A 22894-nucleotide genomic window follows, 5' to 3' on the forward strand; every position below is an offset into this window, starting at 1 on the left:
AAATGAGCGATCGGGGGAGACACGAGAGGGAAGAAGACGCCGAAACGCGGAGAAATTATCAAATACTCTCTCCGTGTTCTTGTGTATTCATATCCGTATCTTTGTAATAACTGCTTCTCGTAGACGCCCTAATGACCCCTTGTTGAAAAATAAGATAAGCTCGAAAACCAGGAAAAATCCTCTTAATATATATCGACGTAGTGTGCTAGCGGTGGCAATTTAAACTAAATAGTGGGACTAATCACAAACAACAACGACTGTTGCTCTATTTCGGGAAACTCAACTTCCAGGGTATAAGTTGGGTTAAGTTGCTCGCAGCCTAACTCTACACTTAAGTATCCGGGACTCGAAGATGTTGCCATTGCTAAGGTGCCACTTCCCCGTAGCGTCAAAGTTCCTTTAACAGGTAACTCAGCCTGAATAAGTAACCTCGTAAGTTTACCTAGAGACTGGTACTCTACTCGGATATTCAAACTACCAACACTGGTTAGCCATTCTCTTTCTACCACTGGACTGGTTGCTGAAAGTGGTAGAGTCAGATTTTCCAGCAGTTGTTTAGCTGCTAGCAACGACAAAGCCATCTGTTGACGGGGTTGTAAATCTGAGTAATCTCTCTGAATAGTGGGCATTGTCTCCAGAGTATTTACAGACCGATAGGTGCTTCTTAGCACCAATCCCGCTATATCGTTTAAGGCTTGAGACTCGTTGGGAAAAAAGTTCTCCACCACCTGAACTAATTTTGCCCCCAGAGGCACTGAAGATGTCACCAAAGCCTGACACTGTTCTAGCAATTGCTGGAAAACTCTTTCCGGTAAGCGAGTTGGCAGGGTCAACTTCGACTGTTGTACCATCCATCCCCACATCGGAACGAGTGTCATTGACGGCTCATCAACAAAATCAGGATAGTCGATCAATTGTGTTTCCCAAGGAAACAACGGTGGATGGTCTTGGACTTGGATTTGTAACCGACGCTTAAGGACAGCTTGAAAACGATCTTGCACAGTAGGAATTTCTCCCATTTGAAAGGTCTGGGGCGTTCCTCCCAATTTTGGCTGACTGCTTTTTGAAGCAGCAGCTTCGTTCAGGAGGTTTTTTACCCCGTCATTTTCCTCACATTCTACCGATCGCTCATTAGTTTTGACATTATCTGTCAATAACCAATCGAGAAACTGGCTTTGTAAGGATTCTGAGTCACTATTCATGAGTAGATGCACCTGATCCGGATACTAATGAGTTACGAATTTCCCAAGCTTGCTCAAGAATCTTAAACCATCGTTTTTGAAGTTGTGCCATTGACAGCCCTAAAGTTTTTGCTATTTTTTCATCGGGTTGTCCTTGTTGCTTCAACTCTAATAAAGATCGTTGCTTATTGTCCAGTTGTGCTGTGTATGTTTGCCATTGTTGGGGAGTTAAGCCCAAATTGGTGTGCAAGGAAGCTTCCAGCCACTCGTGAACTAATTCCCAACGGTGTAACAAGGCAAACCGAATTAAATGATACTTAAAGCGCTGCTGCAAATAATCTCTCTGACGAGGGGTTAAGCCTAAAATCGACTCAATTTCCTGTGCTGATAAATCCTGGAGGCGGAGGGAAAAATAATCAGCGCAGTCAGATTGTTGTCGTTGTTCGAGATAATTCATTAATTCTGTAACGACAACGGAGCGCAAAGTGTCTTCTTCAGGTTCGGGTTCGGCTTGCGTTGCCATTGTGGAGCGCAATTGATGAACTGCTGGCTCTTCCCAAGAACCGTCACCTTCATTATTGCTACCTTCTGATGCTTGTTCTATATCTACGCTGGTTTCTGGGGGCTGCTGTTGAGAAAAAGTTTGCGCCCGCAGGATAATTAGCTGCTGCTGACGGCCTGGTAAAGGAATGCGTCGCTTGCCGTAGCGCTCGGTAAATGCCATATACTCAGACAATTCCAAAAGCGTCTGAGGGCGATAAGTAGCACCGAGTTGATTTTCTCGCCGGAAAGCGTTCAACGCCTCCAGATAAAAACTCTGGAGGAAATCTTCAATTATAGTCAGCCGCCCTTGATAGCTCAATTGCTTCTGAGGGGGATTAATATATCGATAAATAATTGCACTCAGAGTACTGTGTAATTCCACCCTGCCGCGAGTTGAACCCAACTGATAGTACCTGAGACACTGTTGCAGCCGATGCCGAGCCAGGGTCATTGCCGAGCTTTCTACAGACCCAGAAGCTTGGATACGTTTGCTTTCATGACAAATCCGGTAGACTTCGGTAGTAATACGTCTTGCGACATCGTGGCGATTCTGTTCCGAAGCTTTGGTTGACTGCTGAAACTCCCTGGACAGGAGTTGAAAGATCACCTCCACGCCTTTAGAATTTTCTCCCAGAAGAGTTGCAGATGGAATAGTTGCGGTTGCGGCTGAATTCATAGTCTCGGTTTTGAAAAGACCCTAAGTATTTAAATACAACCTGTACGACTGTGGGTATTGGCTTTTTTGGTTTTACGTATAAGCTAAACGCAGACCAATCCTATATTTAGGATGTGGCTGATTTTATTATTCCCAACTTTCATGGGATTGTTCACACTTTGATAGATGTTATTGCCATTACCCAGGAGTCGTAGACAAGTCATTATGGATTTAGAAGCACAAATTCAATTGCTGATTGACAATGCACCCCGCGATGGTATGACACCACATCTTGTTGCAGCAATTGCTCCTACCCTGAGAGCGATCGCTCAAAAATTACGTTACTCCCAATACTATATTCTCCAAAATTCAGAGGAAAGTTGGGTTTTAACTACATTGAGCAATCGGACTAATCCAGGATTGGAAAAGCGTGTGATTTACGCTTTCCCTACCATACAAGATGTCTCTCTAATTTCCCCTGCTGGGCTTGACCCTCAAATGCTAGCTAAAATTGTTCCTGTAACCCATATTTTGTTCCAAATGGTGGCATTAGAACCCGTAGATAGTATCGTTTTTTTGGAAACGCCGGGTAAGACCACTCATACCGTCGAAGTTCGGCGATCGGAAATAGAAAAACTGATGCAGCAACAGTTACGACAACCGCGATCGCCTAAACAGATACCCCCTGATATTGCATAGAAAAAATTTGGATGTGGGGTTTTTTAGATACAATCCCACATCCAAAATTTTAAATCTCAAATTTCTTTAAAAAAGTTTTCTAAATCAGGGAAAAAAGAAATTTTTTCTTTCCCTTACACCACACAACGAACTAAACTCTCGGTGAAACCTAAAATTTCTGAAAAAACAGTTATCAGTGAACATTTTTCCGTTTTCAAGTTTTAGTTTTCCAGTGAAGCAGAGTCGGAAGCCGTAACACACCCTACACCTAAATCCCCACTTTCTAACCACAAAACTTACTTGCGACTTGCGACTTGCAACTTGCGACTTGGTAACACACCCTACACCTAAATCCTCACTTTCTAACTGATAACTGATTTAATAGAGGCGACTGAGTGTGTACTCAGCAATGTTAATCAATGCCTGGTGGGATTCTGAGGGTGGGAGAACTGCAAGATGTTCAATTGCCAACTTAGCATGGTCAGCAGCTAACTCTCGCGCCTGCTGTATACCTTGACTATCTTGAATTAGTTCCAGTGCTTGCTCTAAATCTCCTTCTTGAGCAAACTCTCGCTCAATCAGCACTTCCAAAGCTGGTTTTTGGGCTAAAGCAAATAAAACGGGTGCAGTCAGATTACCACTTTTGAGATCCGACCCCACTGGTTTACCCAAGGCATCTGTTGTACTAGTGAAATCTAGAATGTCATCAACAATTTGAAATGCTATACCAAAATGACGACCGTAGCTATACAGATGCTCAACAGTTTCTCGTGAGACTTCACTGAGTAACCCAGCAGCTTTAGAACTGTTGGCGATTAACGAAGCTGTTTTGTAATAACTCTTCTGGAGGTAAGTTTCAATAGAGATGCTACCATCAAAACGATTTAGTCCCTGCTGGATCTCCCCAGTAGCCAGATCCATAATCACTTCTGAGAGCAGTTTCACCACCTCCAAATTGTCCAAGTTTGCTAAATACCAGGACGATTGGGCAAAGAGAAAATCTCCTGCTAAGATGGCAATGCGGTTTCCGAACAAACTATGAACGGTAGGAACGCCTCGCCGCACGTCTGATTCATCTACCACATCGTCATGTACCAAGCTTGCTGTGTGAATCATTTCTGTAATCTCAGCAAGGCGGCGGTGACGCGGCGTAATGTCTTGTTCTAACATTGTCGCCCGCGATATTAGCAGGACAACTGCTGGTCTGATACGCTTTCCCCCAGCTCCGAATAAATGTTCGGCTGCTGCAAACAAAATGGGGTGGCGATTTCCAACTAGCTGCTTTAGGTTATCTGCTAGTAGTCGCAGGTCTGCTTCCACAGGGGTAAACAGGGAGGTGGCTGGGGTCATGGATGGGCGGACTCTGACTTAGGTTACGAAAGTTTACATATCCTACACTCATTTTAAGATAACCCTGTGCCAGCGCAAAGTTTTCATAAAGTAATCCCATATTTATGAGTCTATGGGTGATAATTAAGGTTGGTAGTGGTTATGTCAATAAGCAATTATGCTTATTTTTTCGAGGATCAGGTTTTAAGCTAATTTCAAACCTGAATTCTCAGTATATGGGAATAGATATAAGCTTAAATTGTGTTAAGTAGTTTCCCCGTTTACGTTTCCCGCCACAGTTAAAAACATAATCTAAGCAATATTACTTATTGACAAAATGGATAAAATTTAAATTTGTCGGCAATGGGTAAGACTAAGTTTCTCCAAAACTGAAGTGCAGTTATCCAAAAAATTTGAAATTTAGCAGCCGAGTCAGCTCAAAATTCCTGGTGGTTGTGTTAGGCTAAAATATAGGAATTTTAAATTTTTCAGATATTCACACCCCAAAAGTAAGTCACCTACTAGTTGATTTTACTGACTTGGTGATGTGAGTCTAAAATAATTGGTCGTAGCTAAGATTAAGGGAATAATTCCTTTGATTTTTCCGACGATATGCAAAACTCCGGGTTTGGAGCTATGCGATATCCCTATGGGAAGCCGCTACACGTCTTCAGCGCACGTTGAGCGTAAGCATTGCTCTTGTCACAACAGTTTGAGCAAAAAATAAAGCAGATCAAGTAGACCGGTGAGAATCGTAGTTTTAGATTGCCGTTTGGCAATCTAACTGCTGTGGGATCTATGGTCTGCAAGAAGTCGCATTAGATAATAAACTCTTTGTCCGTAGATAACTTTATCTCTATAGGTAATTTTACCATAGGAAACTATAGCCATCAAGAATGTACTTGGTTGGCTGAGGTTCTACTTATTTTATATTTGTTTAAAAAGGTGCTGGTAGAACTAATGATTTACGGAAGTATGTCTATGATGATTTTTATTTTAGCGTCTGGATATTTGTTCACAGTCTACCTGTTATTAGCACTGGCGAAGCGAACGGGTACAAAGACTGTTCCTACAAGAAGTTTGCCTTCATCTGCTGAAGGAAAACATAAGCAGGAGATATCAGTAAGGACAAAGGTGACTCAAGCTGTTAATAGTCAATAGTCATTTGTCATTTGTCCTTCGTCCTTCGTCATTTGTTTTGACTAAAGGACTAAGGACTAAGTACAGCATTTCCGAAATTCGTAGCTTTTTTAAAGGCAGAGGGACGCTGAGGGAACCGCAGAGGGGCGCTGAGTTTTGCCAATTTTAATTCGCTATGAACTTATGAAATTCTGTACTAAGGACAAATTAGTTTTATTGGAGTTGGGAAATAGCGATATCAGTGAAGGAAACCTCTTCAACCATTGGGGTATAGCCTAGCCACTGCAATCCTGACTGGGAAAACTGTTGCGGACAACCGCTCACAGCGAAGCGAGTTGGTAGTGGTGGGTGAGTATTTCTTAAGCCTAGTAAGTCTAGCTCTTGGGCACAAGCTGCTACAACATGAACAGCTGGATCAATCAACTGGACTTGAGAGGGGAGGAGCGATCGCAGTACTGGTGTAAGATGGGGATAATGGGTACATCCGTGTACTAAGGTGTCAATTTCCTTCTCTAATAAAGGCTCTAGGTAGGCTCGTGCTACTTCAGCAGTGTAAGGGTCGTGAATGCGGTTTTGCTCGATGAGTGGCACAAACTCTGGACATCCAACTTGCCAAACTTGGACATTAGGATCAATTTCGAGTATGGCGTGCTTATAAGCATTACTCTTAGCCGTAGCTGGAGTGGCAATTACACCAATGCGTTTTCCTTGCTGTACTGCTGCCCTTGCCCCTGGTAAGATAATGTCAAGGATTGGTAGAGAAAATTCCTTACTTACTGTCTCCAGCGCTAGTGCCGAACTGGTGTTGCAAGCCATAACAACCATTTTCACACCCTGCTTTTCCATCCAGGTGAGGATTTCACGCATAAACTGGATAATTTCTGCTTGTGAGCGGATGCCATAGGGAACTCGAGCTGTATCCCCAAAGTAAATAATAGATTCATTGGGGAGTTGCCGATAGAGTTGTCGCAATACTGTCAGACCACCCACACCACTATCAAAGATGCCAATTGGGGCACGTTGGGGTTCTTGATCTGAAAACCCGTCAAGATTTCCTTCAAAGATGGAAGATGAATACACAGGCAGATATTGATTTAGGTTTTTGGATATAAAACAGGAGTCAGAATACAGAATTCAGAATTCAGAATACTCCACCGATAAAGGGATAGAGTTTTAAGGCGAGAATATTTTAATTTTTTTCGCTTGAGTTCGGGCGAGGTTTTAACCAATATTCATCATCCACTCGTACAGAATTCAATTCTGAATTCTGACCGGAGGCGGAGCGTCTCCGGCTCCGCTCCTGAGTTCTGAATTCTTCTTATAAAATACAGAATCTAGCAGAGAATTCGCTAATTTACTACTAAATTCTGCACTGAAAAGAAGTCTAAACACCACCTTTTGAATGAGTAATTTGTACTATATTAGCGGTGTAAGTATTTGAGGATACCACGAGCGATCGCTTCTGCCATGCGATTTTGATACTCTCGTGTTCCCAATCTAGGATTATCCTCGTAACCAGTCATATAGCCTGTTTCCACTAAAATAGAAGGTATAGAGTTTTTCCTGAGAACGTAGAATCTGGCTTTGCGGGTTCCCCGGTTTTTGATCGTACCGATGTCCTGGAGGATGGTATTGCGAACTACTTCAGCCAGAGCATAACCACTGTCGTAATAATATACTTCTAACCCATTCACATCAGGGCGATTATCAACCGAATTAGCGTGAATGCTAACAAACAAAGTCGCGTTAACTCGTTTCGCAATCTCTACCCGTCCCGGAAGTTCTACGAAAAAGTCAGCATCCCGCGTTAGTACCGCTTGTACACCATTTTGCTCTAAAATTGCTCCTACCCTTTTACCAATAGGCAGAATTACATCCTTTTCTAAAAGTCCGCCCAGACCGGGGGCACCTGAATCTTTTCCACCATGTCCTGGGTCAATAACTACTACCAATTTCCCTTTGGGAACCGATGTGTGTGTCCGTGGCTGGGAGATTGTCCGAGGATTATCTGTGGGATTTGGGAATTGTCCTGAGTTTAGCGATGGCAGGGGAGGTAAAGTAATGGGGGGTGTGATGCTACTGCTACTAGAGCGTTGTAATTCTAAAGCCAAAAGCTGGTCGCCAACCTGGTTGAGTTCCCCAATTTGCACTCCGGCTGCTGGTTGAACCAAGACGACGACAGTATTTGATTCTTGTGGTTGCAGGCGTACCCGCAGGATAGGGCTATTAGCATTAAAAGCAGGGCCTATGACTTTGGGAGCTAATTTAGCATTGTTAATAGTGATGCGGAACAAACCAGAGGTTCTATCCCAGCCGCCTGTAGCAGATAAAGTTTGGTTGGCTCTAATCAGCAGTTGTGTACCATTATTAGCCAGTTCCACAGACTCAATTGTAGCAGTTGAGGAGGTGTTAGCAGGTTGTATAATCGGGCGTGGACTATTACCTCCAGGCAACTGGGCAACGCCACGATTGGGTAGAATCACAAAACCACCAACACTGCTAGTGGTTGTTCGCCAATTTGGGCTATTTTCATCCACCTGTAAAGTCAGGCGAACAACAGATGGGCTTGTTTGCAGTTGGGTGAACTGGATACGGCTGACACCAAAGCGATTAATCGACAAATCTCGCTGCTCTAGATTGGGTGATAAAGTTGCGCCAGCAATGTCGATGTTGATTGCTTTTTGATCGTTGCTCCGATTTACCTGAATCTGAGGATTACCACCACTTGTACTGATGAAAAAACCATCGCCTGTGACTTGTAATTTCTCAATTTGAGTAACTCTGGCGACAACCATTCTGTTGTTAAGTGGATTCAGAGAGCCGGTTCTCACTACATTGTAAATATTCCTTGGGGAGAATGTTGGTGTAGATGTTCTTGGTGAAGTTTCTCTGGCTATAACTTCTCCTTGCTGCCCCTCAGTATTTTTTGAAGGGACATTTTCGGCTTCTGGCGTAGGTAATTGCACTGTCCAGCGATCGCCAGTTGTGGCTACAAATTGCACTCCTTTGGGGTCAAGAGTATAACCAGGTGTCAATTCAATGACTATCCGCGTTGTTTGTTCGTCAAACTGCCCAACCCGGATGGAACGAATTCCACCGCCCACTTGTTGGGTTAGCTGCGGACGCCCAAATGTGGTTCCTGGCAAATCAATTACCAAACGAGTCGGGTTAAAAATTAATTGTGCTTGGGGTTGAACATTCCCTAAAGTATTAAACTCCAGCCTGTTTTGATTGGCATCGAAACGCCAAGATTCCAGTTTCGCGGCCATTGCCGGCGACGATAGCATGAAGATAGTTCCAATAGTACTGGATAGTAACCAGTGTAATTTCACAGTCCTTTCTCCTGATTCACATTCATGGCAGCCGTCAACATCTGAACATATTGGCAAATCCTCACACCATCACCGCACACACTTGAGTTTTTTGCTGTTATTAACACACAGCTAATGGCGTAGAATATATCATGCTCCTCTGATTTTGCCATGCCATTAGCCCATATAAATTTGACTGCAAATTTTAGATTTTAGATTCCCAATTCAAGAAAAACCGATTTTAGGTTCATGCTGAACTAATGTCCCGCTACGCTAAGACTCCTTGTGAGTGACACAAATCGCAAATTTAAAATCTAAAAGCGTTCGACTAACTTGTACTGAGCTTTGCCGTTGGCGTAGCCTCTCGTAGAGAAGTAGCGTCTTTGCACTGAGCGAAGTCTAAAATCTGCTTACTTGCAAGCTATCAGACGACAATAACAAAGAAGCTACTCTTGCCCCGCAGCAAGAATACTTAAATCGTTGTACTACTAAACTTGGATAAAAATGGTAAAGATTAGATGTATTTACTCAATAGTTTCGACTAAATTACTTATCTTCTCTTTAGATACTGAAGGACGCCACGAGCGATCGCTTCTGCCATTTGATTTTGGTAAGCTGAAGTTCTCAGCCTAGCCATATCCTCTCGACCAGTCATATAACCCGTTTCCACGAGAATGGAGGGCATAGAACTTTTTCTGAGGACATAAAATCTGGCTCGTCGCACTCCCCTATCTTTGAGAGTCCCAATACTTTGAAGAATGCTACTGCGGACAATCCGAGCTAAATCTAGACCACTGTCGTAATAATACACTTCCAAACCATTAACATCGGGACGACTCGCACCTGCTGAATTAGCGTGGATGCTCACAAACACATCAGCATTAGCTCGCTCTGCTAATTGCACTCGTCCCGGAAGGGTAACAAAATAGTCAGAATCTCGTGTCAAAATTACTTGTATGCCATTTTGCTGTAAAATCTGACCAAGTTTCCTACCAATAGGCAAGATAACATCCTTTTCGCGTGCCCCCCCAAGGCCAAGCGCTCCTGAGTCTTTACCGCCATGTCCAGGGTCAATAATCACTACCACTCGCCCATTGCTAACTCGGCGCTGTGGTTGTAATAGAGGCTGGAGATTGGGATTATTTGGGTCTGGGAATGGCCCCCGGTTTGGCGGTGGTAGCCCCGGTAAAGCAAAGGGGGGTCTTCCGGGGAGGGCGACAACTCGCCGAGAGCCTTGTATTGGTAGAGACAAAAGCCCGTCGCCGATTTGCTTGGGTTGCCCAATTTGCACTCCGCCTGCTGCTTGAATTAAGACAATCACAGTGTTGGCTTTTTGGGGTTGCAAACGTACCCGGAGAATGGGGCTATTGGCAGCAAAGGTAGGGCCTGTGACTCTGGGAGCTAATTTGGCATTGGGAATTGTGACGCGGAACAGACCAGAGGCTCTATCCCAAGTTCCCGTAGCAGATAAAGGTTGGTCGCCTCTAATTAGCAATTGTGTGCCATTATCAGCCAGTTGCACAGACTCAATTGTGGCTGGCGAGTTGTTGGCAGATGGTCTGGTAGGAAAGGAAACGGCATCTGATTGATTGTCCGGTCGGTTGTTTGAATTATTACTTCCAGGCAGTCTGACAAGGCGACTAGGTAGAACTACCAAACCAGTACCGTTACTATTAGTTACTCGCCAATCTGGGCTATTTTTATCTACGCGCAAAGTCAGGCGGATGCCAGGAGGTTGGGTTTGCAATGAGGTGAATTCGACGCGGCTAAGACCATATTTGTTAACGGGTATATTATTGTGTTGCGCCAGACGTGGTGATAAAGATGCGTCAGAGATATCCATGAAGATGGTAGCGCGATCGCGGCTGCGAATTACCTGAATCGGAGGATTACCACCACTGGTGCGAATGAACAATCCATCGCCTGTTACTTGTAAGTTCTCAAGTTGAGTCGCCCCTCGTGTAGTAGTGGCAACCCTTGAAATCCGAGGTTGAGGCTCAGAGTCTGGGGTGACTACACTGTAAGCACTTCTCGGAGATGAGGCAACTTTATCAACTTCCGGTCTAGGTAATTGCACCGTCCAGCGATCGCCAGTTGTCCCAACAAATTGGACTCGTTTGGGGTCTAAAGTATAACCAGGAGTCAGTTCGATGACTATCCGGGTTGTCTCTGTATCAAACTGGCCAACACGGATCGAGCGAATTCCACCGCCTACCTGTTGGGTTAGCTGCGGACGCCCAAATGTAGTTCCTGGCAAATCAATTACCAGCCGAGTCGGGTTGAAAATTAGTTGTGCCTGGGGTTGAACTGTTCCCACAGTATTAATTTCCAGCCTGTTTTGATTGGCATCAAAGCGCCAAGATTCAAGTCTCGCGGCCATTGCCGGCGACGATAGCATGAAGATAGTTCCAATAGTGCTGGGTAGTAACCAGTGTAATTTCACAGTCCTTTCTCCTAATTCACGTTCATGGGAGCCGTCAATATCTCAACTTATTGGTAAATCATCACACCGTCACCACCTCAACTTGACCTCTGATGCCTTTTTTGATTTTTAAGCTGGTATTACAGCACTTTTCAAGTAATTGAACTACACTACTCCCCACTCCCGTCTCAGTCGTAGTCTAAATACTTGAAAACTGCTGTAAGTAGACACTTAAATCAGTTATCAGGTTTCATATTGGGTCTAAATCCCCATGCGAAATATCCACCTGTAGAGGAGAGGTGGGGGACTCTGACTCCCAATAAAGCTAGAAAACTGATAACTGATAGCGGTTCACTGATAAGTGTTTCTTCTTTTTTGCCATTGATGCACTGAGTAAATTATTCCCATTACTGTCAGATGATCTAGCAAAATCTATGGGTATTATTCCCAATTACCTGGAAAATATTCAGATAAAGGCTCACAAGCCGAGGACTGACAACTGAGACGGAAATAAGTAACATTCTGAATGCTGGTAGAAATTACAAACAAACGATTATTCTACAATCACACGGGACGGAGATTTGGGAACAGAAGTTTCCATTGCACAATCGCAACATCCCAAGGCACTTGAGATAGCCTTTGGGAGATGGGGGAGATGAGGGAGATGAGGGAGATGAGGGAGATGAGGGAGATGAGGGAGATGAGGGAGAAAGATGGAAATAACCAATGCCCTATGCCCTATGCCCCATGCCCTATGCCCTATGCCCCATGCCCAATGATTAACGATCGCCTGAATCTGGGGTTACTTCCAAATTGCCACTGTCATTTGATGCTGGCACCCTCGACGGAGGTGGTTCAATTACCAACGATGTCCCAGAGGAACCGTCTAAAATTAGTTGCTCTGAGCCTGCATCTACAGTTTTTGGATCTGGAAATACAAATCGTAACAAAGGAGGAGCTAAAAAGGTTGTCAAGATAACCATCATGATAATTGCCGCCCCTAACGGTTTCGAGAGAGCGCCACTGGCAGCGCCAACACCAGCAAACACTAACCCGACTTCGCCTCTAGGTATCATCCCCACACCGATCGCTAAACGGTTGATTTCCGGTTGACCAAACACGCTTAAACCTGTGATTACTTTACCGAGAATGGCTACTGCGATCAGGAAAGTTGCCATAATTAGACCTTCACGATTGTCGGGAATTGCTGGGTTTAACACTCCCAAATCGGTTTTTGCCCCAACAGTCACAAAGAAAATTGGCACTAATATATCGGCAATGGGATAGACTTGGTTTTGCAGTTCTTTGCGCTTATCTGTCTCTTCTAAGACTAAACCTGCCGCAAAAGCTCCCAGAATTGCTTCTAAGTGGATGACGGCGGCAAAGTATGCCATAGCAAAGGCGAAGATGAATGCTGGTATTACCAGTCCACCGCGTGTTTTGAGTTGATCAGCGATCGCTACAAAGGATTTATTGAAAACATTACCCAGTAAGATTGCTCCCAAGATAAAACCAGTGGCGCTGATCATCAAATAAATGACTTTGCTCACATCCACCACGCCATCTTTAGCTAAACTGGCAACTACCGCTAAAACGATGATTCCTAGTACATCATCAATTACGGCAGCACCCAAAATAATCTGCCCTTCTTTAGAATTGAGTCGCCCCAATTCTGACAGCACTTTGGAAGTAATCCCAATACTAGTGGCAGTCAAAGCTGCCCCGGCAAAAATTGCGGGTACTGCATTGATACCAAACAAAGTCATCAGTCCCACAGTCCCAGCAGCAAAGGGTACTACTACCCCGACTATTGCGACGACGGTAGCTTGGATACCAACTGCCATTAAATCTTTTAAATTTGACTCTAAGCCGATTTCAAAGAGCAGGATGATCACACCCAATTCTGCCAAAACGGAAACGACCTCGGACTGCGCTGCAAACACCCCTGGAGTGGCTTCAGGTGTTAAACCAGCAGTGATTTGAAGGAAGGACATGATCAAAGAGCTAGAACTGTCTGTGCTGCCTTCTGGAAACACCAAAAGATGGAAAGCAGAGATGCCAACTATCACACCACCTACGAGTTCTCCTAAGACGGGCGGCAAACCCACTTGGTTTGATAACTCTCCACCAACTTTGCTAGCGAGATAAATGACTACTAAGCTTAGTAGCACTGCTGCGACTACCATTGAACTGTCTGCGGCTTGTGTTGCGCTGGCCAGCAGAGGAAAAGAGAAGCTGATTGGATCTAACAAATGCATGGGTTCTGTGAAAATCCTTCTCTTTGATTCTGACGCGTTTCTGAAAAACATCCATCAATGGAGACGTAATTGGCAGCTTTCAAACCTTACTTTGTACCATTTGTCAACTCAATCAAGCGCTGCCAGTAGACTTCCCCAACCGGGACTACAGACAGTCTCGGAAGTCGCAGTAAGTCAAAATCTGTAAATTTATTGTCCTGTTTTATTTGGGCTAGGGTAACGGGTTGGTGTACTCTTCGTAATGCCCGCACATCTACAACTGCCCGTTTGCTGTCATTGAGTGCTGGATCGATATAGGGTTGACCAATTATCTCTGCTAAACCAATGACTTGACGTTCTTTGCCTGTGTGATAAATTAACGCCAAGTCACCAAGAAGCATGGTACGTATATGTTTGAGCGCTAGGGAATTATTGACTCCATCCCAAACTGTACTGCCGTCCCGTTCTAAATCGAAGTAAGAATAATTTTCCGGTTCAGTTTTCAGCAGCCAATACGCCACGACAAAATCTCCAAAAAGGCGAGTGTAATTTTTTGAGTTTCCAAAAATGTAACCATTTCAGCATTTGACGATCGCAGTGTCAAAGTAAGAACATACAAATCGGATAAGTGCGATCGCACTTAAGTTATGAAAAACTTGTGGTAGCCGTTGAGTCTCAACGGCCACCAAAAGATTGTTACATACGTTTGTTAAAAACATCTGTGGATACTTTGAGGAGTGCAAATCTTATGACTAGAGCCACTTTACCCGGTTCTCAGTTTCCCAATGGAAACCTGTGGAAAATACTGCCTTTAGCAATGCTTTTATGTGCAACTTTTGTACTACCTGCGTTGGCACAAGAAAAAGAGAAATTGTGGCGAACCCTTAGTGTCAGTGGTCGAGGAGTCGAAACAATTCCGACAACCCTGGCGCAAGTCAGTTTAGGAGTAGAGATTCAGGGGAAAACAGCACAGGAGGTACAGCAAGAAGCCGCCCGGAGGTCATCTGCTGTAGTTGCGTTTCTCAAGAGCAAAAATGTCGAAAAATTACAAACTACTGGTATCAGTCTCAACCCAGTTTACAGCTACACCAATAATGTGCAGAGGATTACAGGCTATGCTGCCAATAACACCGTGAGTTTTCGCATTCCTACCGAGCAAGCTGGTACATTATTGGATGATGCAGTGAAAGCCGGTGCAACACAAATTAACGGCATTAGTTTTGTTGCGAATGATGAAGCGATCGCAGCTGCTCAAAAACAAGCATTAAAAGAAGCTACTCAAGACGCGCGGCAGCAAGCTGATGCTGTTTTCAGTGCCTTGGGTTTCAAATCCAAAGAAATAGTGAGCATTCAAGTTAATAATGCCAGTCCACCTCGACCACCCATGTTTTTACGGGCTGAGGCTGCCAAGTCAGCTGATGCTTCCACCCCTGTAATTGGCGGTGAACAGGAAGTAGAAGCATCGGTGACGTTGCAAATTAGTTATTAGTCATTGGTCATTTGTCATTGGTCATTTGTCATTAGTCATTGGTCATTGGTCATTGGTCATTGGTCATTAGCATTACTAAGAACTAATGACCAATGATAAATTAAAAATGTTCTGAAGACGTATCTGCTGTACTGTCCTCTCCATCTCGCTTAGACGTAGGTTGGGTGGAGCGAAGCGCAACCCAACATATATCAGGATGTTGGGTTACGCAAAGCCTCCACCCAACCTACTAATAATCAATGCCCAATGCCCAATACTTCGGCTTCGCTCAGTACAAGTGCCCAATGCCCAATTAAAAATGTTCTGAAGACGTATCTGCTGTACCGCCTTCTCCATCTCGCTTAGAGCCTAATAAATCTAGTTGGTCTACTCTAATAATTGGTGTAGAACGATTTGCTCCTGTTTGGCGATCGCTCCATGTGTCAAACTTTAAGGAACCTTTGATACCAATTAGGCTTCCCTTGCGGACATAATTACCTGCTATCTCAGCCGTCTTATCCCATAATTCCAGCGTGAACCAGTCAGGTTCATCGCTGTTGCGCGATCGCCTTTTTACAGCTAGTGTCAATCTACACTTAACACTACCAGATTCAAAATATTTTATATCAGGGTCGCCGCCTACACGACCAACAAGGGTGACAATATTAATACTCATGTGCGTTACCTTTAAGTACAGGTGTACTCGTTAATTCCGACTTTCATCATAGCGAATTGTGAAACACTTGAAAATAATCTGTTAAACAGTTAACAATATAGTTGAATTGAAAAATTATACATACTACTTGGAGAAACACATAAAAGTATACAGATATACTTAGTTAACCAGAAAATATCAAAAAATAGAAGCCTGAGACATAGTAAATATTCCTGAGAATAATCTAAAAATATAGTCTAGTTTACTCAACTCAGGATACAAACTTCATCAAATCCAGCACGATTAACTCTAACCGTTGTAGTCAAAAAGTATCGCAGATAGGGGGCTTAGACACGCGTGGGTCTTTTTAGGAACTTTCGCACATCATGGGATATGGGTATCGACCTCGGTACCGCTAACACTCTGGTTTATGTATCTGGTAAAGGTATTGTACTACAAGAACCTTCTGTAGTTGCGATCGATGTCAACGAAAAGGTCGCACTAGCAGTCGGAGAAGAAGCCAAAAAAATGCTCGGTCGCACACCCGGAAATGTGATTGCCCTCCGCCCTTTGCGTGATGGTGTAATCGCTGATTTCGATATAGCCGAGCTAATGCTGAAAAGCTTTATTCAGCGTGTAAATGAAGGCAGATCCTTAATTTTACCCCGGATTGTCATTGGTATTCCCAGTGGTGTCACAGGAGTAGAAAGGCGAGCTGTGATGGATGCAGCCCATCAAGCAGGGGCAAGAAAAGTGTATTTAATCGATGAACCCATAGCTGCGGCAATTGGTGCAGGATTACCTGTTGCCGAACCGACTGGCAACATGATCATCGATATTGGTGGTGGGACAACAGAAGTTGCGGTGCTAAGTCTTCAGGGTACGGTAATCAGCGAATCAGTACGCATTGCTGGAGATGAACTGACAGAAGCGATCATTCAGTATATTAAGAAAGTTCATAACTTAGTCATTGGTGAACGTACTGCCGAAGACATCAAGATTCGGCTTGGTTCTGCCTATCCGACTCATGATGATAATGAAGCCATGATGGAAGTCCGAGGCTTACACCTGCTTTCTGGTCTACCGCGAACTGTCACAATCAAAGCCCCAGAAATCCGTGAAAGCATGTTGGAACCACTATCAGTAATAATAGAAGCTGTGAAGCGGACACTGGAACGGACACCTCCAGAACTGGCAGCAGACATTATTGACAGAGGTATTATGTTAGCTGGTGGCGGTGCTTTGCTCAAAGGCATAGATACCTTAATTAGCCATGAAACAGGGATTATAACCCACATTGCTGCCGATCCTTTGTGTTGTGTTGTCCTGGGAACAGGTCGTGTGTTAGAAAACTTTAAACAGTTGGAACGAGTTGTCACCGAAAGCTCTCGCAATATGTAGCAAAAAAAATATCATATTTGAGTTCTATTTGAGTTCTATTTGGGTTCTATATAAATAGAATCCAAGTAGAACTTAATCTGTATAAGTATACAAAGGTATATATGGTTACAATACGGCGTTGGTGGGATCGGAAAGGGTTACAAATCGGGTTGTTAGCTCTAGTAGTTGGTAGTGCTTGGATATTGCGACAGACTCAAGGTGAACTGGTGCTTGAGACATACCAGGCAATTACCCGTCCATTAGAGATGTTGCAGTCAGGGCCAACTCCAGAAGAACGTCTTAGAGATGCCCGGATATTGGAATTGCAAACTCGGATAGTAGATTTGGAAAGTCAAAAGACAAAGCTACAAGATTTATTAGGTTATGTGGAAAAAGAGCCACTGGCATCACGGCCAATTCCAGCACGGGTGGTAGGACGTAGTGCTGACCAGTGGTGGCAACAAGTTACACTGAATCGCGGTGCGAATGTGGGGATTGGTGAAGGCTTCATAGTCAAGGCAGATGGCGGATTGGTGGGTCTGGTGGAGAGTGTAACTCCCAATACTAGCCGCGTGTTGTTAATCAGTGACCTCAATAGTCAAGTGGGTGTATCAGTTAGCCGCACGTCAGCTAAAGGCGTTTTGCGAGGAGATTCTTCGGCGGAAGCTGTGCTGGAGTTTTATGAAAAAGTCCCAAATGTCAAGGTAGGAGATTTAGTTTCCACATCTACTTATAGTCAGAAATTTCCCTCTGGCTTGGCAGTAGGACGAATTAAATCGCTAGATTTAAAGAAACTTCCCGCATCAGTGGCAAAAATTGAGCTTTTTCCGCCAATCCGCTCTCTCGATTGGGTAGCTGTTTATCCAAAGCCAGAAAACCAAGAGTCAGAAAATCAAGTGCCGCAAAAGTCTAAATAAATTCTTTGAGAAAATCCATATAAAAATGAAGATTCCTGCATTTGGTAACAGCAGGCAGAGAAAGCCAAAATCGTCAGAGCTAAAATCGAAATTCCAAATCCAGCCGCTTTCTCGTTGGCATCCCGGTATACGTCAGTTGTTGGGTTGGATAGTGACGGTTGGATCTGTGCTGTTATGTTTATTATTATTGCCAACCCGCTTCCCAGGTATGGAATTATTGGGAATTGGCCCCAATTGGCTGTTAATTTGGGTGGTAGCTTGGAGTGTGAAGCGCCCAGTGTTTTTTGGAGCATTCGCAGGTATAGTTCTGGGGCTACTTCAAGATTCAATGACATCACCTAACCCTACCCATGCGCTCAGTTTAGGTATAGTGGGAATTTTAACTAGTCTGCTCCAAAAACAACGTTTTATCGAAGAAGATTTTATTTCGATTGCTGTAATTGTCTTTGGTATGGCAGTTTTGGCAGAAACTATCTTTGGCTTGCAATTAACTTTGATCAGCGACGATGCCGAAGGCGGGCACAGCCTACGCAAAATAACAGATATTTGGACATATTACCAACGTGTCGCCCTAGCATCTGCCATTCTTAGTAGTCTGTGGGCACCTGTAGTCTATTATCCCCTAAATCGTTGGTGGCAGAGGATAAAATCATTAGAGCAATTAGCAAAGGGAGTTAGGAGTTAAATAATTCGTAATTCGTAATTCGTAATAGAGCCTCCGGCACGCTACGCGAACGTAATTAAGTAATGCTGTGGGGATTTAGAACAAGACTTACATACTTGCTGCCTGTCAAGAGGGGGGAATTAAACCCCTAAACTTTGTTAAGAAGGAGAGAGATTACAGGTGAGAGTCAAGAAAATTATCCTCTGTATTCTGTATCCTAAATCTTTATGGAATTTAGGCAACCTCTGGCAATATAGATTTAACCGACAGTGAATGAAACAACACCCTATGATGGTAGTTGGTAGCATTCATGTCTGATACTTTCTTTTTTGCCTTAAAAAAAAATCAGGTAAGTCATCTCCTGATTTACTGACGGCAGAATGTGGAAGCTTTCACTGATTAACCTAGTTGGAGAACGCTGATGTCTAAGGAAAGAAAAAGTAATAAAGAAGCTAAAAAACCTAAAAAAGATCCCAAAGACAAAAAGGAGAAACAAGAGCCAAGCAAATAGGATGATTTAGGTTTGTGTGTGCGATGTCTACGACGGGCTGTTACCCTCGATGACTCTAATCAAGCTGGAACAAACTTCAGCGAAACACCGTTCATGCAGTAACGCTTACCTGTCGGTGCAGGCCCGTCATCAAAAACATGACCCAGATGACCACCACAGCGACTACAATGTACTTCAGTTCTGGTCATAAACAACGACTTATCTACAGTTAGAGCGATCGCACCTTCAATTGGATTAAAAAAGCTCGGCCAGCCAGTACCACTGTTAAATTTTGTATCAGATGTAAACAGTGGCTGTTCGCATGCGGCACAAAAATAAGTGCCATTATCGTATTCCTTATCCAATGGGCTGGTATGAGGGCGTTCAGTACCATGCTTACGCAACACACTAAACTGTTCTGGCGTTAAAATCGTGCGCCACTCTGACTCTGGTTTGGTAATTTCAAATCCACTCTGAGAAGTTGTCATCGCTTCTGACTCCCAATTGATATACCTTGATAACAATGCTGTGCCGACTATTACTGCACTAGCCTGTAAAAAATAGCGTTTGTCCATATATCTATTATTTTCTATTTTCCCCTTAACTGGCCAATCAACTCCAGTACGGGATTCACTACTTCATGACTATAATCAGCGATCGCCCTGAATTAGCCCTGATAATCTCATTAAAATTAGCTAAGAAATAACAAAATACTGCATGGGAATCCGATCAACTTGACCTGATTTTGGACAGTATACCTGGATGTGTGTTACAGGTCGTGCATAGATTGTAGGAGAAGCAGGGGAGCCATAGGTGTCAACTTAAGCTGAAAGCCAGTCTATAAGTAGCTTTTAGAGATTGTCTCGTTAAGAGTCTCCGACTGGGAATGCCTATTAGGGGGCTGCCGCCTCAAGACTTGCGGCAGAGCCGCAACGAGCATCATTTCCAGCCAGAGGCTGGAAACGAGGTTTGAAAAGGGTTTTGGCTTAAGTTGACATCAATGCAGGGGAGCATGGGGACAATTGATACCCAATGCCCAATGTCCAATGCCCAATGCCCAATGCCCAATGCCCAATGCCCAATGCCCAATACCCAATACCCAATTTTTCCGATCGCCACCTGATTGAACACGGCTTAATATACATTGGTTTGATAGAGATACCGTAGTTTTCTGAAAACTTCTTGCTTAATTAAGTAGAATATGTGGTACTTTCAGAACTATAAACAAAACACGGTATTTCTATCGACTTATCGTAGTTTAAAAGGACAAGACTCATGCAGCTACTATGGTTCATCCCAACCCACGGCGACGGACGTTACCTTGCAACTGCTACAGGCGGACGGGCAGTAAGCTTTCCTTATCTGCGGCAGATAGCCCAAGCGGTGGATGACCTTGGTTATACAGGGGCATTGTTGCCTACGGGTCGCTCTTGTGAAGATGCTTGGATTGTAGCGTCAACGCTGGTATCACTGACGCGACAGATGCGTTTTTTGGTGGCGATTCGTCCCGGCTTGGTATCACCTGGGGTAGCAGCGCGGATGGCGGCGACCTTTGATCGCCTCTCTGGAGGACGGTTGCTGATTAATGTTGTGACAGGGGGCGATCCTGTGGAGTTGGCGGGAGATGGCTTGCATTTAAGTCACGATCAGCGCTATGAATTAACAGATGAATTTTTGACAGTATGGCGAGCGATCGCTAGTGGTGAACAAGCTAATTTCCAGGGCGACTATTTCAACATTCAGGATGGGAAACTACTGTTTCCACCCGTTCAGAAGCCGCATCCGCCTTTGTGGTTTGGCGGTTCTTCTCCTGTTGCTCAAAAAATTGCTGCTAAACATGTAGATGTCTATCTAACTTGGGGCGAACCACCGGCGCAAGTAGCCGAGAAGATTGCATCAGTTCGCAGACTTGCAGAAGTAGAAGGCCGGACTTTGCGGTTTGGGATTCGCCTACATGTGATTGTGCGCGAAACCGAGAGTCAAGCTTGGGATGCGGCGAATGACTTAATTCGGTATGTGGATGAGGAAGCGATCGCTAAAGCTCAAAAAGCTTATGCCCGGATGGATTCAGAAGGACAACGGCGGATGACCCAATTACACCACGGTAATCGTGAGGCGCTAGAGATTAGCCCGAACCTCTGGGCGGGAGTCGGTTTGGTGCGGGGTGGTGCGGGAACGGCCTTAGTAGGCGATCCCCAAACTGTTGCCGCCAGGATGTTGGAATACGCTGCTTTGGGTGTTGAGTCCTTTATCCTCTCTGGCTATCCCCACCTAGAGGAAGCTTATCGAGTCGCAGAACTTCTATTTCCCCATCTGCCCTTAGAGAATCTGCCAGCAGTGGAAAAACAACATGTTTTGAGTCCATTTGGTGAGATTGTGGCAAATGAAGATTTCCCTAAGCAACAGCCTCAAGAAAGAGCTACGTCCATATCCTAGTAATTAAGAACTAGTAGATTACCAGCCATGTTGCACCAACAAATTGACCAAAAAATCTCAGAAAAAGAAGCGTGGGCATTGCGTCGTCAGGTGGGGATACCTAACAATAAGCGCTTGTGGGTGCTAGCTTGCATGGACGAACGTTTACCTGTGGAGAAAGCATTAGGAATTGGTGAAGGAGATGCTCATATTTTCCGTAATGCCGGGGGGTTAGTTACAGATGATGCTATTCGGTCAGCGATGTTAACTACACAGTTTTTTGGCACAAAAGAAATCATCGTTATTAATCATACCGAATGTGGCATGATGACAGCATCAGGAGACTTTCTCAGTGAGGTATTGCGAAATCAAGGTATTGATGTGGATCAAGTTAGTGTCGATCCTGCTTTGCCAGAGTTGAAGCTACCAAAAGGCGTTTTTTCCAAATGGATCAAAACGTTTACCGATGTGGATGAAATCTGCATACAGCAGGTGGAATTGCTGCGTAATTCTGCTTTAATTCCCCAGGATGTAGTTATTCATGGCTACATCTGGGAAGTAGAGAGTATGAGCTTGCGCCGTCCCTACAAACGTCTGAGTGAGAAGGTTAACACAGCATCAGCTATGAAGACCAAAACCACAAAACATACTCAACCCATTTTAGAAATTGGGAGTTTAATTGAATGACTCATATTCTAGCGATCGCTGGTAGTCCAACTCATCCATCTAGAACCTATGGTGTTGTCGAATACACTGCCAAGCTTTTACAACAAGAAGGCTTGGATGTAGACATTATTTCAGTTCGGGATTTGCCTGCTGAAGATTTAATTTTTGGACGATATGACAGCCCTGCTTTAGAACAGCCAAAAGCTTTATTAGCAAAGGCAGATGGTGTGATTATTGCCACCCCAATCTACAAAGCTGCTTATACAGGAGTGCTGAAAACATTTCTAGATTTGCTGCCACAAAAATCATTCACAGGTAAACCCGTGTTACCAATTGCTCTAGGTGGGACGATCGCTCATTTATTGGCAATTGAATATGCCTTGAAACCTGTGTTATCTGAATTAGGAGCGCGGCATATCCTAGCAACTATTTATGCGATAGACAAACAAGTTCAACGGCAAGCTGATAACAGCGTTCTGTTAGATGAGGAAATTGAGCAAAGACTCAAAGATGTTCTCAAGGAATTTGTTAAAGCTGTAGAATATGATGCCGCAGCGCCTCAAGAATTGGTTCATGCCAATTAAATAATCAAGTTTATACCTCCGTTTGCTCGTAGCAGAGGGGTAAAAATTACCCATCTGCTACCTTTTTTTAAAAGTTAATCAGAGCAACGTAGATTTAACGTGAGTTCGATGGCTTATCTAGTGTGCGCCTAATTAGCTAAATAAAATTGAATCAGGGTA

21 protein-coding genes are annotated in these 22894 nt (G+C 44.0%); 9 read left to right on the top strand and 12 right to left on the bottom strand.

What is annotated here, in order from left to right; translation table 11 throughout:
- Nucleotides 1-224: 224 nt before the first annotated feature.
- Nucleotides 225-1202 (bottom strand): PatU, encoded by a 978-nt coding sequence (locus V7K27_RS18240; protein WP_334949499.1) that lies wholly within the window; start codon nucleotides 1200-1202, stop codon nucleotides 225-227.
- On the bottom strand, nucleotides 1195-2400 hold the full coding sequence (gene hetZ / locus V7K27_RS18245) for a heterocyst differentiation protein HetZ (RefSeq protein ID WP_334949500.1): 1206 nt from the start codon (nucleotides 2398-2400) through the stop codon (nucleotides 1195-1197). The genes V7K27_RS18240 and hetZ overlap by 8 nt, the downstream gene beginning before the upstream one ends.
- Before the next feature lie 204 nt (nucleotides 2401-2604).
- On the opposite strand from hetZ, the gene V7K27_RS18250 reads away from it, so the two are divergent.
- On the top strand, nucleotides 2605-3078 hold the full coding sequence (locus V7K27_RS18250; protein WP_334949525.1) for a hypothetical protein: 474 nt from the start codon (nucleotides 2605-2607) through the stop codon (nucleotides 3076-3078).
- A 357-nt stretch (nucleotides 3079-3435) separates the two neighbouring features.
- Here V7K27_RS18250 and sds read toward each other — a convergent pair whose 3' ends face one another.
- Nucleotides 3436-4407 carry a solanesyl diphosphate synthase gene (gene sds, locus V7K27_RS18255; protein ID WP_334949501.1) on the bottom strand — a complete coding sequence of 324 codons (972 nt, stop codon included), beginning with the start codon at nucleotides 4405-4407 and terminating at the stop codon, nucleotides 3436-3438.
- 939 nt (nucleotides 4408-5346) lie between these two features.
- Between sds and V7K27_RS18260 the strand changes: the two genes are divergently transcribed.
- Complete coding sequence (locus tag V7K27_RS18260) at nucleotides 5347-5547, top strand: hypothetical protein (RefSeq protein ID WP_334949526.1); 201 nt, start codon at nucleotides 5347-5349, stop codon at nucleotides 5545-5547.
- Nucleotides 5548-5739: 192 nt separating this feature from the next.
- On the opposite strand, the gene murI is transcribed toward V7K27_RS18260, so the two are convergent.
- From murI to V7K27_RS18290, 6 genes are all read right to left on the bottom strand, one after another.
- Nucleotides 5740-6606: a glutamate racemase gene (murI, locus tag V7K27_RS18265; RefSeq protein WP_334949502.1), complete on the bottom strand. Its 867-nt coding sequence runs from the start codon at nucleotides 6604-6606 to the stop codon at nucleotides 5740-5742.
- Between the two features lie 341 nt (nucleotides 6607-6947).
- Nucleotides 6948-8858 carry an N-acetylmuramoyl-L-alanine amidase gene (locus tag V7K27_RS18270; protein WP_334949503.1) on the bottom strand — a complete coding sequence of 637 codons (1911 nt, stop codon included), beginning with the start codon at nucleotides 8856-8858 and terminating at the stop codon, nucleotides 6948-6950.
- A 529-nt stretch (nucleotides 8859-9387) separates the two neighbouring features.
- Nucleotides 9388-11280 (bottom strand): N-acetylmuramoyl-L-alanine amidase, encoded by a 1893-nt coding sequence (locus V7K27_RS18275; protein ID WP_334949504.1) that lies wholly within the window; start codon nucleotides 11278-11280, stop codon nucleotides 9388-9390.
- 758 nt (nucleotides 11281-12038) lie between these two features.
- Nucleotides 12039-13517, bottom strand: coding sequence for a cation:proton antiporter (locus V7K27_RS18280; protein ID WP_334949505.1), 1479 nt, complete (start codon nucleotides 13515-13517; stop codon nucleotides 12039-12041).
- 86 nt (nucleotides 13518-13603) lie between these two features.
- On the bottom strand, nucleotides 13604-14017 hold the full coding sequence (locus V7K27_RS18285) for an EVE domain-containing protein (protein ID WP_334949506.1): 414 nt from the start codon (nucleotides 14015-14017) through the stop codon (nucleotides 13604-13606).
- A 57-nt stretch (nucleotides 14018-14074) separates the two neighbouring features.
- Nucleotides 14075-14215 (bottom strand): hypothetical protein, encoded by a 141-nt coding sequence (locus V7K27_RS18290; RefSeq protein ID WP_334949507.1) that lies wholly within the window; start codon nucleotides 14213-14215, stop codon nucleotides 14075-14077.
- 29 nt (nucleotides 14216-14244) lie between these two features.
- On the opposite strand from V7K27_RS18290, the gene V7K27_RS18295 reads away from it, so the two are divergent.
- Complete coding sequence (locus V7K27_RS18295; protein WP_334949508.1) at nucleotides 14245-14985, top strand: SIMPL domain-containing protein; 741 nt, start codon at nucleotides 14245-14247, stop codon at nucleotides 14983-14985.
- A 292-nt stretch (nucleotides 14986-15277) separates the two neighbouring features.
- Here the strand turns inward: V7K27_RS18295 and V7K27_RS18300 are convergent, their stop codons facing one another.
- The gene (locus V7K27_RS18300; protein WP_334949509.1) at nucleotides 15278-15640 is read right to left on the bottom strand and encodes a single-stranded DNA-binding protein; all 363 of its coding nucleotides are present in this window, start codon (nucleotides 15638-15640) and stop codon (nucleotides 15278-15280) included.
- Between the two features lie 372 nt (nucleotides 15641-16012).
- Here V7K27_RS18300 and V7K27_RS18305 point away from each other — a divergent pair, with 372 nt between their 5' ends.
- The 3 genes from V7K27_RS18305 (at nucleotide 16013) to mreD (ending at nucleotide 18601) form a co-directional block, all read left to right on the top strand.
- Nucleotides 16013-17020, top strand: coding sequence for a rod shape-determining protein (locus V7K27_RS18305; RefSeq protein WP_292793711.1), 1008 nt, complete (start codon nucleotides 16013-16015; stop codon nucleotides 17018-17020).
- Between the two features lie 101 nt (nucleotides 17021-17121).
- Nucleotides 17122-17916 carry a rod shape-determining protein MreC gene (gene mreC, locus V7K27_RS18310; RefSeq protein WP_334949510.1) on the top strand — a complete coding sequence of 265 codons (795 nt, stop codon included), beginning with the start codon at nucleotides 17122-17124 and terminating at the stop codon, nucleotides 17914-17916.
- 25 nt (nucleotides 17917-17941) lie between these two features.
- The gene (mreD, locus tag V7K27_RS18315) at nucleotides 17942-18601 is read left to right on the top strand and encodes a rod shape-determining protein MreD (RefSeq protein ID WP_334949511.1); all 660 of its coding nucleotides are present in this window, start codon (nucleotides 17942-17944) and stop codon (nucleotides 18599-18601) included.
- 549 nt (nucleotides 18602-19150) lie between these two features.
- On the opposite strand, the gene msrB is transcribed toward mreD, so the two are convergent.
- The gene (gene msrB / locus V7K27_RS18320) at nucleotides 19151-19645 is read right to left on the bottom strand and encodes a peptide-methionine (R)-S-oxide reductase MsrB (RefSeq protein ID WP_334949512.1); all 495 of its coding nucleotides are present in this window, start codon (nucleotides 19643-19645) and stop codon (nucleotides 19151-19153) included.
- A gap of 364 nt (nucleotides 19646-20009) precedes the next feature.
- A complete protein-coding gene (locus V7K27_RS18325; RefSeq protein WP_334949513.1) occupies nucleotides 20010-20201 on the bottom strand; it encodes a hypothetical protein in 192 nt (63 codons plus the stop codon).
- Nucleotides 20202-20345: 144 nt separating this feature from the next.
- Here V7K27_RS18325 and ssuD point away from each other — a divergent pair, with 144 nt between their 5' ends.
- Genes ssuD through ssuE form a run of 3 tightly spaced genes read left to right on the top strand, consistent with a single transcriptional unit; the run spans nucleotide 20346 to nucleotide 22735 of the window.
- The gene (gene ssuD / locus V7K27_RS18330; protein ID WP_334949514.1) at nucleotides 20346-21506 is read left to right on the top strand and encodes an FMNH2-dependent alkanesulfonate monooxygenase; all 1161 of its coding nucleotides are present in this window, start codon (nucleotides 20346-20348) and stop codon (nucleotides 21504-21506) included.
- Between the two features lie 27 nt (nucleotides 21507-21533).
- Nucleotides 21534-22172, top strand: a complete 639-nt coding sequence (locus V7K27_RS18335) for a beta-class carbonic anhydrase (RefSeq protein ID WP_334949515.1) — start codon at nucleotides 21534-21536, stop codon at nucleotides 22170-22172.
- The gene (gene ssuE, locus V7K27_RS18340; RefSeq protein WP_334949516.1) at nucleotides 22169-22735 is read left to right on the top strand and encodes an NADPH-dependent FMN reductase; all 567 of its coding nucleotides are present in this window, start codon (nucleotides 22169-22171) and stop codon (nucleotides 22733-22735) included. The genes V7K27_RS18335 and ssuE overlap by 4 nt, the downstream gene beginning before the upstream one ends.
- Nucleotides 22736-22894 lie beyond the last annotated feature (159 nt).

The organism is Nostoc sp. (genome assembly GCF_036919575.1).
In the GTDB taxonomy this organism is placed as follows: domain Bacteria; phylum Cyanobacteriota; class Cyanobacteriia; order Cyanobacteriales; family Nostocaceae; genus Nostoc.